The sequence below is a fragment of the Paraburkholderia sediminicola genome (assembly GCF_046027825.1).
In the GTDB taxonomy this organism is placed as follows: Bacteria; Pseudomonadota; Gammaproteobacteria; order Burkholderiales; family Burkholderiaceae; genus Paraburkholderia; species Paraburkholderia sediminicola_D.
The window spans coordinates 17,055-32,762 of sequence record NZ_JAQQDU010000090.1 but is presented as its reverse complement, the minus strand read 5'-3'; the positions used below and the strand labels follow the sequence as shown (position 1 = coordinate 32,762).

At 56.6% G+C, this 15,708-nt stretch carries 10 protein-coding genes; all 10 read left to right on the top strand.

Going from position 1 to position 15,708, the window contains the following annotated elements:
- Positions 1-1,243 (top strand): beta-ketoacyl reductase (locus PQQ96_RS33540; protein ID WP_408300477.1); only part of this gene is annotated, 1,243 nt, incomplete at its 5' end.
- Positions 1,244-1,279: 36 nt separating this feature from the next.
- A complete protein-coding gene (locus tag PQQ96_RS33535) occupies positions 1,280-2,224 on the top strand; it encodes a UDP-3-O-acyl N-acetylglycosamine deacetylase (protein WP_408300476.1) in 945 nt (314 codons plus the stop codon).
- Positions 2,225-2,262: 38 nt separating this feature from the next.
- Positions 2,263-3,591, top strand: a complete 1,329-nt coding sequence (locus PQQ96_RS33530) for an aminotransferase class I/II-fold pyridoxal phosphate-dependent enzyme (RefSeq protein WP_408300474.1) — start codon at positions 2,263-2,265, stop codon at positions 3,589-3,591.
- Between the two features lie 1,536 nt (positions 3,592-5,127).
- Positions 5,128-6,315, top strand: coding sequence for a polysaccharide biosynthesis/export family protein (locus tag PQQ96_RS33525; RefSeq protein ID WP_408300472.1), 1,188 nt, complete (start codon positions 5,128-5,130; stop codon positions 6,313-6,315).
- Between the two features lie 6 nt (positions 6,316-6,321).
- Positions 6,322-7,140, top strand: a complete 819-nt coding sequence (locus PQQ96_RS33520) for an ABC transporter permease (RefSeq protein ID WP_408300471.1) — start codon at positions 6,322-6,324, stop codon at positions 7,138-7,140.
- Positions 7,137-7,799 (top strand): ABC transporter ATP-binding protein, encoded by a 663-nt coding sequence (locus PQQ96_RS33515; RefSeq protein WP_408300469.1) that lies wholly within the window; start codon positions 7,137-7,139, stop codon positions 7,797-7,799. Before PQQ96_RS33520 ends, PQQ96_RS33515 begins: the two co-directional genes overlap by 4 nt.
- Positions 7,796-8,965, top strand: a complete 1,170-nt coding sequence (locus PQQ96_RS33510; protein WP_408300468.1) for a KpsE/RkpR family capsule polysaccharide export protein — start codon at positions 7,796-7,798, stop codon at positions 8,963-8,965. Before PQQ96_RS33515 ends, PQQ96_RS33510 begins: the two co-directional genes overlap by 4 nt.
- 455 nt (positions 8,966-9,420) lie before the next feature.
- Positions 9,421-10,689 (top strand): UDP-N-acetyl-D-mannosamine dehydrogenase, encoded by a 1,269-nt coding sequence (gene wecC / locus PQQ96_RS33505; RefSeq protein WP_408300479.1) that lies wholly within the window; start codon positions 9,421-9,423, stop codon positions 10,687-10,689.
- Positions 10,686-13,829, top strand: a complete 3,144-nt coding sequence (locus PQQ96_RS33500) for a hypothetical protein (RefSeq protein ID WP_408300466.1) — start codon at positions 10,686-10,688, stop codon at positions 13,827-13,829. The genes wecC and PQQ96_RS33500 overlap by 4 nt, the downstream gene beginning before the upstream one ends.
- The gene (locus PQQ96_RS33495; protein WP_408300464.1) at positions 13,826-15,679 is read left to right on the top strand and encodes a BNR repeat-containing protein; all 1,854 of its coding nucleotides are present in this window, start codon (positions 13,826-13,828) and stop codon (positions 15,677-15,679) included. The genes PQQ96_RS33500 and PQQ96_RS33495 overlap by 4 nt, the downstream gene beginning before the upstream one ends.
- The last annotated feature ends 29 nt before the right edge of the window (positions 15,680-15,708 follow it).

Genomic DNA, 15,708 nt, shown 5'->3' with positions numbered 1-15,708 from the left:
ACCATACGGGGGCCGCGAAATTTTGCCGCCTGCCCCGCGGGGGCGGGCGCGGGCGCCGGCGCACGATGTCGCGCGGCCGGCGTTGCAACTGGACCCGCAGGCTGCGTATCTGATCGTAGGCGGCACCGGCGGACTCGGTTACGCGAGCGCACGCTGGATGATCGCGCGCGGCGCGCGTCATGTGACGCTCGCGAGCCGCAGCGGGGTGCTCGATGTCGCGCAACGACAGGAGATCGAGCGCTGGCGCGAAGAACACGGCGCGCTGGTGTCGGTGGTGTCGTGCGATGTCACCGATGCCGCAGCGCTCAAGCGTCTCATCGAGACAATCGAAACCAGCGGTACGCCACTCAAGGGCGTGCTGCACGCCGCGATGCGCATCGACGACGGACTGCTGCGTAACGTCGATGACGCGCGCATGGCGGCCGTGCTCGAACCCAAGGTGGCGGGCGCATGGAATCTGCATTGCGCGACGCAGCGCTGCACGCTCGACTTCTTCGTGCTGTATTCATCGGCCACGACCTATCTCGGCAATCCCGGCCAGGGCGCGTACGTCGCGGCAAACAGTTTCCTCGAAGGGCTGGTTGGGCATCGTCGCGCGAGCGGGCTGGCGGCTACTTTCATGGCGTGGGGGCCGATCGACGATGTCGGCTTCCTCGCGCGCAACAGTGCGAAGCGTGAGGCGCTGCAGGCGCGTATCGGCGGCGCGTCGATCACCTCCGACGAGGCCCTGGCGGCACTCGAACAGGCGTTGATGAGCGGCGTTGCTGGCGAGGCCGTCGTGCGTCTGGACTGGTCGGCGATCGCGCGCGGCATGCCCGCAGCACAGGCGCGCCGCTACGCGGCGCTGCAGGTCGGCGCCGCGGCCGAGGCAGCGGGTGAAGACGGCGCGCTGCTCGAACGGCTGCGCGCGCTGCCGAAGCCGGAAGCCGTTTCGATGGTCGAGGCGGGCTTGTGCGGCCAGATCGGACGCATCCTGCATATGTCGCCGGAACGCATCGACCTCAACCGGTCCGTCCTCGACCTCGGCATGGACTCGTTGATGGGTATGGAGCTTGGCATGGCAATCGAGGAATCGTTCGGCGTGAAACTGTCGATCATGGCGATCGCAGAGGGGGCGACGGTGCATACGCTTTCCACGCGGATCGTCGATCTGCTCGACGAGTGTGATGCGGATGAGGCTAGCCCCGGCGGAGCGGCCGCGACCGACGTGCGAGAACGAGGCATGTGCGATGCGCGAGCGTAATCGGACTCAGGATCAGAAATATCAGGGAGATATGACATGTCAGTCGACGCCGGCGTTTGCCGAGTAAAGCTGCCTTCAGGTTGGCAAGCCAGCGAAGGCACGCTCGCCCGGCCTCTTGAATTGTCAGGGCGCGGGCTACATACCGGGCGACGCGTGAACGTGCGGATTCTGCCCGTGGCGCCCTCCGGCGAGCGGCACGGCATTGTGTTTCGCCGCCTCCGCGACGGGCGTGAGCTTGGCATGATCGCCGCCGATCCGGCATTGCGCCAGAGCCAGCCACTGTGCACGATGCTGCGCGCAGCCGACGGTGTCGGCGTGCGCACGGTCGAACATCTGCTTGGCTCGCTGCTGGTCTGCGAGATCGATCACGCGATCGTTGAACTCGACGCCGAAGAGGTACCGATTCTCGACGGCAGCGCGCAGCCGTGGATCGATGCGATCATGGCCTGCGGACGCACTGCGTTGCCGCAGCCTAAACGCTTTCTCCGCGTACTGAAGCCGGTGAGTGTCGCCGATGGTACTGGCGCCGCGCGCCGCGAGATGCATGTCGAGCCCGCGGACGAGTATGCGCTCAGCGTCTACAACAACGACCTCAAGGACTTCGGCGACATGGAATGGCACGGCCGGCTCACGCCGCGCGCGTTCGCCGATGAGATCGCGTCGGCGCGTTCTTACGGGCAGATCAAATGGGCAGTGCCGGCGATCGTCGTCGGCTATTTGCGCGGGGTGCCGATTTTGCGTGGCGCGCGGCCGTCCTGCACGGCGTCGATCGTCGGCAAGCGTGTGGTTGGCGGCTTGCGTCAGCCGGACGAATTCGTGCGCCACCGCGTGCTCGACCTCGTCGGTGATCTTGCGCTAGCAGGCGCGCCGCTGCTCGGGCGGGTCACGGCACGACGGCCGACACACGAGATGAATTACAGGCTGCTCACCGTGTTGCTTGGCACGCCCGGCGCGTGCGAGTGGGTCAGCGCGGATGCGTGAGACGGGCAGGCGGGATAGAGAGGCTGGAAAAGGATCACATGGCACTCGGAGAACACATTCGCCAGCAGTTGGCGGCAAAAGCCCTGCAACGGCGACTTGAGCGCGCGACCGAAGCGGTCGCGGCGTCCGGCGCGCCGGCTGCAGAAGTAGCAAGAACCGAATCGGCGCGTAGTCGTTTCGAGGCGATGCCGCAGTACCAGCAGGTTCGGATCATGCGGGAGATGGGTGAGACGCTGCGCGTCACGTCGCCTTTCTTTCGCGTGCACGAGGGCATGGCAGGCGCGACGACGCAAATCGGCGGCCGCGAATACGTGAACTTTGCGAACTATAACTATCTCGGTCTCGCCGACGATCCCGTCGTCGCGGCGCGCGCCAAGGCGGCGATCGACCGGTATGGCACGTCCGCGTCGGCGAGCCGTATTGTCGCGGGCGAGCGGCCGGTGCATCGCGCGCTCGAGCATGCGCTCGCCGCGTTCTACGACACCGACGACTGCGTCGCATTCGTGAGCGGCCACGCCACCAACGTGACCGTGATCGGCGCGCTGTTCGGACCGGGCGATCTGATTGTCCACGACGCGCTCGCGCACAACAGTATCGTGCAGGGTGCACAACTGAGTGGCGCGAAGCGCCTGAGCTTCGCGCACAACGACTGGCAGGCGCTCGACGAATTGCTCACGCGAACGCGTCGCGACTACCGGCATGTCCTGATCGCGATCGAAGGGCTTTACAGCATGGATGGCGACCTCCCTGACCTGGCGCGATTCTGCGAATTGAAGGAACATCACGGCGCCTTTCTGATGGTCGACGAAGCCCATTCGCTCGGCGTGCTCGGCGCGTCGGGCAAGGGCATTCGCGAGCAATGCGATATCGACTCAAACCGCGTGGATCTGTGGATGGGCACGATGAGTAAAACGCTGGCCGGCTGCGGTGGTTTCATTGCCGGCTGCCAGCCGCTCGTCGATATGCTGCGCCACTTCGCGCCCGGCTTTCTGTATAGCGTGGGGCTTGCCCCGGCGCTTGCCGAGGCCTCGCTTGCGGCGCTCGAATGCCTGCTTGCCGAACCCGAACGCGTCGTGCGGTTGCAGGCGCGCGGTCGCCAGTTCCTGAGCGAGGCGCGTGCTGCCGGGCTCGATACCGGGTTGAGCCAAGGTTTTGCGGTCGTACCCGTCATCGCCGGCAGTTCATTGAAGGCGGCTCAATGGGCAAACGCGCTGTTCGACGAAGGCGTCAACGTGCAGCCGATCTTCTATCCGGCTGTAGAAGAAAAAAGCGCACGCCTGCGTTTTTTCATTTGTTCGACGCATGCGCCGGAGCAGATTAGCCGCACGGTTGCCGCCTTGTCGAGAATCGCGGGGATCGCACGCTGAGGACAGCGATGTCACGCGAAGCAGGCGTGACGTCTCGGTTACTCCGCGCTGTACCTGAGCGCTCGCAAACTGAACGAAGAACTCACCATCGCACACGGTGGCGGCCGCTATGCCCAACTGCGGGTGCAATGGGCCGGGACCGACATGTTGCTCATGGACAATCTCCCATCGTGTAGACCAGTCCATAAAAAATCCAGGTGAACAAGATCCTCGCCCTCGCACCTTAATAATCAAGATAACTTCCGCGGGTGCTTACGTTACTTACTCCGTTCTGGGCGTGCTAGTCGATTCAACGCTGCATGTTGGGGTGTTCCCGTAACGTCACCGTAACGCCGTTGACCAAAAAAGTACCTTGAATCAGCCACGACGGAGACCTCGGCATTAGCTGCGGCCGTTGCGGATAACCGGTGCGAGGCGACCCGCACGACCTGGGGCATTGTTGATGCTCAACCGGGAATCCCGTGTCCTGCTCGTATCCACTGACCGCGGCACGCGTCGCGCATTGACCCATCCGTTTTGCGCCGGAGAAGCCTGCCCGCGCGTGTCCTTATCGTCGGTGGCGAAATGCGTTACGTAACAAACACGTCGAACAAAACGAATCTGGCCGACTTTTTAGCGCGTCCAGTCGTCTGAAATTTTTAGAAAAATGCCTATCTATCAATGAATTAGGCATATCCGCCGTTCGACGGCGATTAAAAATTATGCCATTGGCACGATTGCTGCTTAAACAGGGTGGCGGGAGCAGGAGGGCAGCATGAGCGGTAGTGAAAATTACCGCATTTATCGCCGATGGTTGGCCTGCTTGGGGCTTGTCAGTCTGGGTCCCCTTAATCGTAGTGAACATGGTTTTATTTGCGCTTCTCGTCGCGTGCCGGGGATGTTTTTGCGAGGAGCGCGGCGGGTGAAATGAGAGATATCAGACGTGCTCAGCCGGACAAAAGCAGAGCATATCGACAAAAAAAGTTTGACGCGAATGACCAGCGCGGGGAGTAAAAATGGGCACAGTGGTGTTTGCGCCGCATAGAAAACCTATGCCGGGCCTATATAGGCTAATTACACGCCCGAGCCGGGTGGGATTCAACGCGCGGCTCGATAGAGACGAGAGCGATCTCCGCAGTGGTCGCCGAGGTCAAAAAGACAAGGCCTGCTTCCGCAAAACCGATCTGCCGCTGCATCGTCGTGGGTCCGTTCCATGAACTTCTTTCTGTAGCATCCCTGGGCATGTCATCGATGACCGCCGAGCCGGATAAATCGGCGTATCTCTAATCGACATGCGCGCGGGGAATAGAAAAGAGAGTTGCCGGATCGTATAGCAGACGTGTTCGGCACGATCGAGTCATCGTCGAGATGCCAATGGTGGATCCGTTCCATTACTTGCAAATCGGTCAGATGACCCTCCGAAATAATTCTCAGGAAGATGCACTTCCCAATGCGAACTTGCAAGACGTAATGCCATGATCGAATGGTAGTCGTACGTTGTCGATCTCGCAGCAAGCTCAGTTGGAAAGGCATCGCCCGATCCAGGTATTGCAATTCATGAAGAAGAACTTTTTGGCGGTGTGCTTTCCCGCCGTTTTATTTCTATCGGGGTGTGGGACTTATTCAGACTGGTTGCCGGCGTCTGGCGCGAGTCGCGAGCAGGTTCAGGAGAAGCATGATTCGGGTCGAGTCGATGGTATCCAGGTGGTGGATGTCAACGATGCATTGGCTCGTCGATTGGCTGATTCGAAGAAGCTTGGGCAATTCTCCAGCACGTTCGCGAGCAGCACAGCCAGCAACTATGCGATCGGCCCGGGCGACATGATCGAGGTGACGATCTGGGAGACGCCGCCTGCGATTCTGTTCAGCGCGATGTCATCCGCGTCGTCGCCGACGGCGGGCTCGAACACGTCGAGTGGTTCGAATACGTCGAGTGGCGTCACGCTGCCGACGCAAATGGTGGCGGCCGACGGCACGATCGTTATCCCTTTCGCCGGCCGGATTGCGGTGAGTGGGTGCACGACGGAGCAGATCGAAGCCAGCATTGTCGAGCATCTTCAGGGCAAGGCTAATCAGCCTCAGGTGCTTGTCGGGGTCGCGAAGAACAATGCCTCGAACGTCACGATCGTCGGTGAGGTGAACACCAGCACCATGATGCCGCTGACGCCGAAGGGTGAGCGTTTGTTGGATGCGTTGGCATTTGCCGGCGGCTTTAAGCAGGCGATCAGTCATATGGCGGTTCGGCTTTCGCGTGGAAATGTCACCGGCACGATGACGCTCGACTCGATCATTCGCGATCCGAAGCAGAACGTGTTGCTCAAACCGGGCGATGTTGTCACCGCGCTTTATCAGCCGCAAACTTTTTCGGTCCTGGGTGCGACGGGGAAGAACGACGAGATTCCGTTTGAGGCCCAGGGCATTTCGCTGGCTCAGGCGCTGGCACGCTCAGGCGGACTCAACGATAGCCGGGCGGATGCCCGCGGTGTGTTCGTGTTCCGATTCGAGGACGCGAAGCTGGTCGACAATAAGGATCCGTCACTCAGGTCTACTAATGGCACGGTGCCGGTGGTGTATGAAATCAATCTGCGCGATCCGGCCTCGTTTTTCGTGACGCAGAATTTCCCGATTCAAAATCATGATGTGATTTACGTTACGAATTCGCCTGGAGCGGAATTCAGGAAATTCTTGTCGTATGTCGCAATGGTGGCTGATCCGGCTATTACCTTTACCAACGATTTGCAGTAGCCGGCTATGAAAGCAACGACCCGTACTGCCTCGCAGATTACGCTTTCCGTTTGGTGGGCCATCTTCCTGCGTGAGGCGCTCGATCGGCTGTTTGAAGCGCGGGCCGCCTGGCTTTGGCTTTTGGCCGAACCAATAATCTATATTTCATTGCACGCGTTTGGGCTGGAAACTTTTCGCATCCACCAGGTGGGTGGAATTGCGATAAACATGTGGATTATTTCCGGGTTCATAGGCTTTATTCTTTGGCGCCGAACGTGGGTTCAGGTGCTGCATGGAATAGATAGCAACCGGGCGTTCTTTGCGTATCGGCAGGTCAAGCCCTTCGATGTCGCGGTTGTCAGAGCACTCCTGGAGTTGTTCTTGATGGTGCCGATATCGCTTGTCATTTGTACGATTGCAATGGCGACGGGGCATGCGATCACCCCGGATTTTCTGAGTCCTGTATGGATGCCCGGAGATCCTCTACTGATCGCAGCAAGTATTGTCGGTCTGTGGTTGTTCGGATTGGGATTTGGCATGATCACATCGGTGGCGATGAGATTCGTCCCCGAACTGGATCATGTTTTCAAACTCATGTACTTGCCGCTCTACTATATCTCGGGAGCATTGCTTCCTCTTGTGTTGTTCGTGCCTGTCCCTTATCAGTACATTTTTCTGGCAAACCCGGTCGTCAACGGGCTTGAGTTGATGAGGGAAGGATTCCTGCCCTCTTACCGAGGTCTCCAAGGTGCGAGCCTCGCATTCCTTTATGCATCGGCATTGGGTTCTATTCTGATCGGCCTCGCTTTGTACAAGCGCTTTGCCCGAAAATTGGTGATGCGATGATTCTTGTCGAAGATGTCCACAAACGATACATGACCGAGCACGGCGCTGGACGGTGGATTTTGCGTGGCATCACTATAAGTATTCCGTCCAAACGAAGTGTCGCCTTGATCGGACAAAACGGGGCAGGCAAATCGACGTTGCTCCGCATCATTGGTGGAGTCGATTTTCCGACTAAAGGCCGAGTTGAGCGAAGGTGCCGCGTATCGTGGCCAATGGCCGGCGGTGGATTGGAAGGCACGTTGACGGGGCGTCAGAATGCGAAATTTGTCTGCCGCGTTTATGGCCACCAGGACGAACTTAAGGACCACCTTGCCTTCATTCAGGATTTTGCTGATTTAGGTAATGCTTTCGACGAGCCGGTTGAGACTTACTCTTCCGGAATGCGTTCGCGTCTACAGTTTGCCCTGTCGCTAGCTTTCGACTTCGAGGTGTTTATCTCTGACGAAGTCACTGCGGCAGGCGATGCGAAATTCAGAAAGAAAGCCGCCGATGCTTTCAGAAGCATGGTGGACCGAGCCAGCATCATCATGGTTTCTCATGACGAAGGAACTCTTAGGCAATTCTGTCAATCAGGCATCGTTATCAATGACGGTATGGCTCACTGGTTTGACGATCTCGACGAAGCACTGAAAGCATACAAAAGCAAAATATCACTATGAACGAACGAGTGTCGAACAACAACTGGCGCGCAGGCACCAAAATGGCCGAAATCCTTGAAAGAGGAAAACGGGGGCTGCGCTCCATTAATTTTTTTCGGCTGTTCGTGAGGCTTGTACTGGTCTATGCGATCTTGTCGGTGCCGTACTGGGCCGTGATTGCCTCTGACCGTTATGTTTCGGACGCCACTATCATCGTCCAGAGAACAGATCAGTTGGATGGCCCGAGCGTCGCGTTGCCGGCGGCCATCGCCGGTGCTAGCCCTAATAGCGCTGATCAGCTTTTGCTGCGCGAATATCTCTTATCGGAAGATTTGTTGAAGAAGCTCGATGCTTCGCTCGATCTGCGTTCGCATTACAGTGATTCGCGCCGGGACCTAATCTCGCGGATGTGGTTTAAACATGCCCCGATGGAGTGGTTCTACAAGTACTGGCTGTCACGGATTGACGTTGAGTACGACGATTACAGCGGTGTGTTGCGTATTGAGTCTCAGGCATACGATCCAAAGACAGCGCAGGCCATTGTTAAGTTGATGGTCCAGGACGGAGAGGCGCACATGAACGATATGGGTCATGAATTGGCTCAGTCGCGCGTAGACTTTCTTTCGAAGCAGGTGACCTCGACGCATGATCGGCTCCTCGATGCCACACAGGCAGTAGTTGACTTTCAGAACGAGAAAGGTCTGTCAGCGCCGCAAGCGACGGAAGAAAGCATCAATGTGCTTATCGACAAGCTCGAAGAGCAGAAATCTGCAATTCAAACTCAGCTCGCGTCCTTGCCGACGAATTTGAGTCCGAATCAACCGACTGTGGTGTTGCTGAAGGCCAACGTTAACGCGCTAACGCAGCAAATTGCAGAGAAACGCGCCGAACTGACTTCGCCTTCAAGAAGAACTCTCAACTACACCATTGAGGAGTTCCAACGCTTGCAGATGCAGGTCACGTTCACACAGGACTTATACAAGACGGCTCTTTCAGCGTTGGAGCAAGGTCGGATGGACGCCGCTCGCACGCTCAAGATGGTCTCCGTATTGCAATCACCGACTACACCGGTCTTTCCTCTGGAGCCCGAGCGAATTTACAGTCTGATCGTCACCCTGTTGGTCGCGCTTGCCCTAATTGGTGTTGTCAAATTAACGGAGAGCATCATCCGTGATCACGTGGACTGATGGCAGCCAAAGCGATGACGCTTTGATTGTCTTCGGGACTCGACCGGAAGCAACCAAGGTGCTTTCGCTGACGTCGCGGACGCGTTAACCGGTGCGGCGATGCACTGGGCGTATTTTCACGCGAACCGCAAGATTGCGTTTCATTCGCGTATCTGAGGCGTGTCCGATTTGTATCCGATGAAACAAGCCAAGTCCGCTTATCGCTGATTCTGGCGGGATTCAGAAAGAGGCTCTGGGCTTAGACAGACCAGTAGCCGACAGACGAAAGACGGCAACGTGAAGTGAGGCATCGACGTGGATACTCTCCGGATCATTGGTATAGATGAAGTGACTTTTTTATGAAAGTGACCCAGCTACTCGACGACGCGGCAAACTATGTGTTGACAGCACAGGCAGCGAATCCGCGCGTCGACGGGAAGGCCGATGAGCGCGCTCGCGTTGATTCCGGCGAGTGCATGTTGAATACAATTTCGATCGTAGGTCTTGGGTACATCGGCCTGCCCACGGCCACGCTATTTGCTTCCCGCAAGTTGCGTGTAATCGGTGTCGATGTGTCGCCTCGCGTGGTCGATACCATCAATCGCGGGATGATCCACATTATTGAACCCGAACTGGACATCCTTGTCCGGGCAGCGGTAGGTGCCGGCTACCTGCGAGCGACAACTTGCGTCGAACCCGCCGACGCTTTCGTGATTGCTGTGCCGACTCCGCTGACGACCGAGCGCAGGCCCGATTTGAGTTACGTCGAATCGGCGGCCAAGACGATCGCGACAGTATTGAAAAAAGGCAATCTGGTCGTTCTTGAATCGACCTCGTCCGTTGGCACGACTGAGTTGGTATCCAGGTGGATGGCGGAAATCCGGCCGGATCTCACTTTCCCGCATCAGGCAGGCGATGCGTCTGATATTCGCGTCGCGCACTGTCCCGAACGAGTTCTTCCCGGCAGGATCGTGCATGAACTGGTTGCCAATGATCGCGTCATTGGTGGCATGACCCCGAAGTGTTCCCAAGCCGCGATCGCCCTCTACAGTATGGTTGTGCAGGGTGACTGCATCGTCACGGACGTGCGGACGGCTGAAATGTGCAAGCTGAGTGAGAACAGCTTTCGCGATGTCAACGTGGCGTTCGCCAACGAGCTTTCGATGATCTGCGACACGCAGGGGATCGATGTGTGGGAGCTCATCAAACTGGCTAACCTGCATCCCCGCGTCAATATCCTGCAGCCGGGTTGCGGCGTGGGCGGGCACTGTATTGCGGTCGATCCCTGGTTTATTGTGGATAGCGCGCCTGACGACGCGAAGTTGATTCGTGCCGCACGTGTAGTCAATGACTCGAAGCCTGGTTGGGTCGTTCGGAAGGTCGGCGACGCCATAGCAGATCTTGTCGACGCGGGTTTTGCTATTAAAGACATTCGCATCGCGTGTCTGGGCATTACTTACAAAGCCGACATTGACGATCTGCGTGAAAGTCCCGCCCTCCAGATTACCCGAACATTGGCAAATTGCTACGGACGCAAAGTGTTAGTCGTCGAGCCCAACCTTCAGACCTTGTCCGATGAGTTAATCGCGACCCAAGCGAGCTTGGTGACCTTGGACGAGGCAGTCGCGCGGGCGAACATATTGGTTTTGCTCGTGGATCACGCCGAATTTAGAAACGTGCGACCGGAGCTCGATGACCGGCAACGGCTTATCGATACTCGCGGTACCTGGAAGGCTAAAAAATGATGACTAACCGGAAAGAGATAGCCGACCCCCAAGCCAGTCTCAAAGATCTGGAAAAGGAAAATCAGTTGCTGCTTCTCCAGCTTCATGAGGTGCAGGAGCAACTGGAGGTCTACTATCTGCGCAACAAGGATCGCGAACGCGCAGTGGTAACTAATCCTACGATCCCCCTTTTGCCGGACAGGGAGCGGGACGATGAAGATCTGATTAAGGCACTGATCGAAAGCCGTCGGCTGACTACACTGTTGAAGGTTCAGCAGGAAGTCCACGAGATTCAAACGCAAAACACGTTGAATGCAAAGCTGGGCGATCTGCTTATTGCAAGTGCTGATTCGCCCAAAGCATTTCTGATGCTGCCCGGCAAGCTTGGGAAGATTTGGCGTACCTATAGCAAACAGACGCCGCCAGTGTCATTGGGAGGCGAAGGGTTCGACAAGGTTGTGTCCGCGTACGGCGAAGGCGGTTTCGACGCGGTCGAGAAATTGATGCGCGAGACAGTGATCTCACCCGCAATGCAGGCCAATGGCTATACCGCTTTGGGGAGATACGTGCAGCACAGCGATTGTTCAAACGCAGCTGAAGCAGCGCGCCGTGCCTATAGGCTAGACCCAAAGCCTTACAGACTGAAATGGCTGGCCTTCAGGCTTCATGAGGCCGGCGATGTGATTGAAGCGGAGGCCATGCTGGCGACCTTGCCCGCAGATATACAGTTTAGCGATTCTGAAGATCGTCAGGCTGTCCGCTTGCGGTACGAAGCAAGTCTTGTTCTGCGGGACGAAGTGAAGAAACGGGCATCGATTTCTGAGCGTCGTGCACGGATCGAAATGCAAATTGATGAATTGGTCCGCGCGCGCGATGAGCGGGCACAACTAGTCATTGAACAGATTCAGGAAATTGATGAGTTAAAGCAAACCAGGGCGCGACTGGAACGGGATAAGGTGACCCTGGAAGGACACTATGATGAGCTCGTCAGGCTCGTAGCGACGCGCAATCAGGAAATCGAGGCCCAGAAGCAAGTCAGCGTCCTGCTTAAGCAAGAGAATCTGGCGTTAACGCGACGCAATGATGAGGCCACCAGACTTGCCGCTTTGAGTGCTCGAGAAATCGAGTCGCAGAAGCAGGCTTACTCTCGCGTTGAGCAGGAAAGATCGGACCTGGTGCTGCGATCTGAAAATGCGACCGGCAGCCTCGTCGTGCGTGATCAGGAAGTGAAAGCACTGAAGCTGGCCAAGGCACTTATCGAAAAGGAAAATCAAGCGCTGTGCGGCCAGCGTGACGAAGTCGCGAGGTTAGTAGTTGCGCGAAATCTCGAAATTGATGCCCTGAAGCAGATCCAAGCGAAACTCGAACGGGAGCACTCGACATTTGCAAGCCGGCATGACGAAATCGTCAAGCTTGCGACCGACCGAGCTGAGGAAATCGAAGCCCTGAAGCAGGCAGAAAAGCAGGACGAAAAGGAAAAGTCGATTCTCGCAGCGCAGCTTGACGATGCAGTCGGACTTGCTGGCGACCATGCTCAGGAAATCGAAGTCCTGAGGCAGGTCAAGGCGCAACTCGAAGAGAAGAGTTCGGCGCTTTCGAGCCTGCATGAGGAGGCTACCCAACTCGCTGCTGACCGTGCTGAAGAGATCGAAGTCCTGAAGCATGTCAAGGCGCAACTCGAAGAGAAGATTTCCGCGCTTTCGGGCCGGTATGAGGAAGCTACCCAACTCGCTGCTGATCGTGCTGAAGAGATCGAAGTCCTGAAACAGGTCAAGGCGCAACGCGAAGAGAAGAGTTCGGCGCTTTCGAGCCTGCATGAGGAGGCTACCCAACTCGCTGCTGACCGTGCTGAAGAGATCGAAGTCCTGAAGCAGGTCAAGGCGCAACTCGAAGAGAAGATTTCAGCGCTTTCAGGCCAGTATGAGGAAGCCACGCAACTGGCTACCGAACGGACTGAGGAGATCCAAACCCTAAAGCAGGTTGGGGCTCAATTCGAAGAGGAGAGCTCGACATTTGCAATCTGGTATGACGAAGCCTCCCTACTTGCTGACAACCTTGCTAAGGAAATCGAAATCCTGAAGCAGGTCAAAACGCAACTGGAAGAGGAGAGTTCGGCGCTTGCAATTCGGCATGACGAAGCTGCTCAACTGGCCGGCGACCGGGCTCGGGAAATTGAGACCCTGAAGCAAGTCAAAGCGCAATTCGAACAGGAACACTCGACACTTGCAAGCCGGCATGACGAAATCGTCAAGCTTGCCACCGACCGTGCTAAGGAAATCGAAGCTCTGAAGCAGGCGGAAAAGCAGGACGAACAGGAAAAGTCGACCCTCGCAGCGCAGCTTGACGATGCAGTCGGACTTGCTGGCGACCATGCTAAGGAAATCGAAGTCCTGAGGCAGGTCAAGGCACAACTCGAAGAGAAGAGTTCGGCGCTTTCGAGCCTGCATGAGGAGGCTACCCAACTCGCTGCTGACCGCGCTGAAGAGATCGAAGTCCTGAAGCGGGTCAAGGCGCAACTCGAAGAGAAGATTTCAGCGCTTTCAGGCCAGTATGAGGAAGCCACGCAACTGGCTACCGAACGGACTGAGGAGATCCAAACCCTAAAGCAGGTTGGGGCTCAATTCGAAGAGGAGAGCTCGACATTTGCAATCTGGTATGACGAAGCCTCCCTACTTGCTGACAACCTTGCTAAGGAAATCGAAATCCTGAAGCAGGTCAAAACGCAACTGGAAGAGGAGAGTTCGGCGCTTGCAATTCGGCATGACGAAGCTGCTCAACTGGCCGGCGACCGGGCTCGGGAAATTGAGACCCTGAAGCAAGTCAAAGCGCAATTCGAACAGGAGCACTCGACACTTGCAAGCCGGCATGACGAAATCGTCAAACTTGCCACCGACCGTGCTAAGGAAATCGAAGCCCTGAAGCAGGCCCAAACGCAGCTTGAGCACGAAAAATCAGCGCTGGCGGAACGACATGACGAAACTGCCAAGCTGTCAGCGGAACATCTCAAGCAAATCAGTTCGTTGCAACTGCAAATCTGGCGCCACCAGGCGAGTGAGGTCGAAAGGGTCACTCGTCAGCAGACTATGGAAGAAGAGGTAGCGAGGGCTGAAGCACAGATCGACTTGATTAAGGAAGTTTTTCTCGGAGAGCAGCGGGCATGACCGAGAAACCAACCTCCACTTTCGAGAGCACCCTGACCAAAAGCGATATTCGAAGTGCCGCCATGATCGAAATCCAGTCAGAGCAACGTTTTGTACCTTACGACGAGTACCTGCTCGAACGCGCGTATACACAGTGGCAGTTTGGTGACTGGCGAAGCCTCGCTCAACTCGATTGCAATACAGCGCAGAACCATCCTGATCGCGCTAAGCTGGCTGTGCTCCTGGCTGCCGCGCGACTTCAACTCGGACAACTCGTTCAAGCCAGACAATTCATCTGGTTGGCTCGAGAGTGGGGGGCGAGCAAGAAGTTGATCTGCCAGATTCTTGTCTCAGGCGTGCATAACAGCTTAGGGCGTGCCGCAGCTATCGCGGGCAACTCAAAGTGTGCAATTGGGCATTTTGAATCTGCAATCACAGCTGGCACTCCTGGAGGTGACAGACTTCTGCTAACAAAGGCACGTGTTAGCCAGCAATACCACGATCTTGGTTTGCCGGCAGCAGGCTTGGACAATGAGCTGAGCGGCGCCCCCGTTTCACAGAGATCGCTACGCAGCATCCGCGGTTTTAGCGTCAATCGACTGGCAGATTTCAAGTTGGGAGACGCGTGGGCTGGTAACACGGTTAACACGGTCATATTTCGTCACCACGGCATCCTCACTCATCAAGGCAAACAATTTACCGCCTTCTATGTGGATACCAACACACTGCGCCTGGTGCAACGCGACCTGGAAACAGATAGCCTCGAGACTTACGATATCGGTGGCACTTACAATCTTTCCGATGCTCACAACACCATTAGTCTCGGCGTGGATCGTGCCAATCACCTTCATATGTGCTACGACCACCATGCCACTCAACTTCGCTACCGACGCAGCATTCGACCCAATGACATTTTGAGTTGGAGCGACGAGTTGCCCATGACGGGCATGGCGGAAGACAGGGTCACGTATCCCTCGTTCATACAACCTCATCATGGATTTCCACTGACCTTACTTTATCGTGATGGTGGGCACAACAGAGGTAACGCACGCCTCAAATTCTATGATGAATTGCTAAAGAACTGGACGGACGTCTCCCTGCCTATTCTCAGCGGTAGCGAGTCAAAGCCGTGGACAAGCAACGCCTACTGGAATCATCCAGCTATCGGCAGTGACGGTAGCCTGCACCTTAGCTTTGTGTGGCGAACCCATACGCTAGGCAAGGAAGAGCGGATAAACAACATTAATATCGGTTACGCCTGCTCGCCGGATGGTGGATTGAGCTGGTTTACGTCCAGAGGGCGGAGTTACCAATTGCCTATCACTCAGGTCAATGCGGAGACCGTGCATCCAGTTTCTCCGGGCAGCAACTTGATGAACCAGTGCAGCATGGCGCTTGACAGTCGTAACAATTCGCATATCGTTTTCTATGCGGACGACGCCAATGGTATTCCGCAATACCAGCATTTGCGATTTGACGGACGCCGATGGCATCACCAGATCATATCGCGACGGACCCAAGCTTTTGTCTTGCAGGGAGCCGGTACTTTGCAAATTCCGATAAGCCGCCCCGAAATCGTGATTGATCGGCAGGACAATGCCTATGTCATTACTCGAGGGGATCATAGCCAGGGACGGATGGTCGCCACTTTTCTTGGGGGCCCTAGCTACGAATGGCTTCCTGAAAATGTCGAAGTTTTATGGGATGAAGATGTAGGTCTTTCCGAACCCGTTATTGACCGCATGCGTTGGGAGCAAGACAACGTGCTGAGCCTGCTTTTGCAGTACAACGAACAGCCCGATCATGAGGGCGGCCCGCAAATGTCAGATCGGCCGGTCGTGCTAGCCGACATTCAATTTGCAACCGCTTAGCCATAAAATTAGAGAGATAAGGTGCGTCA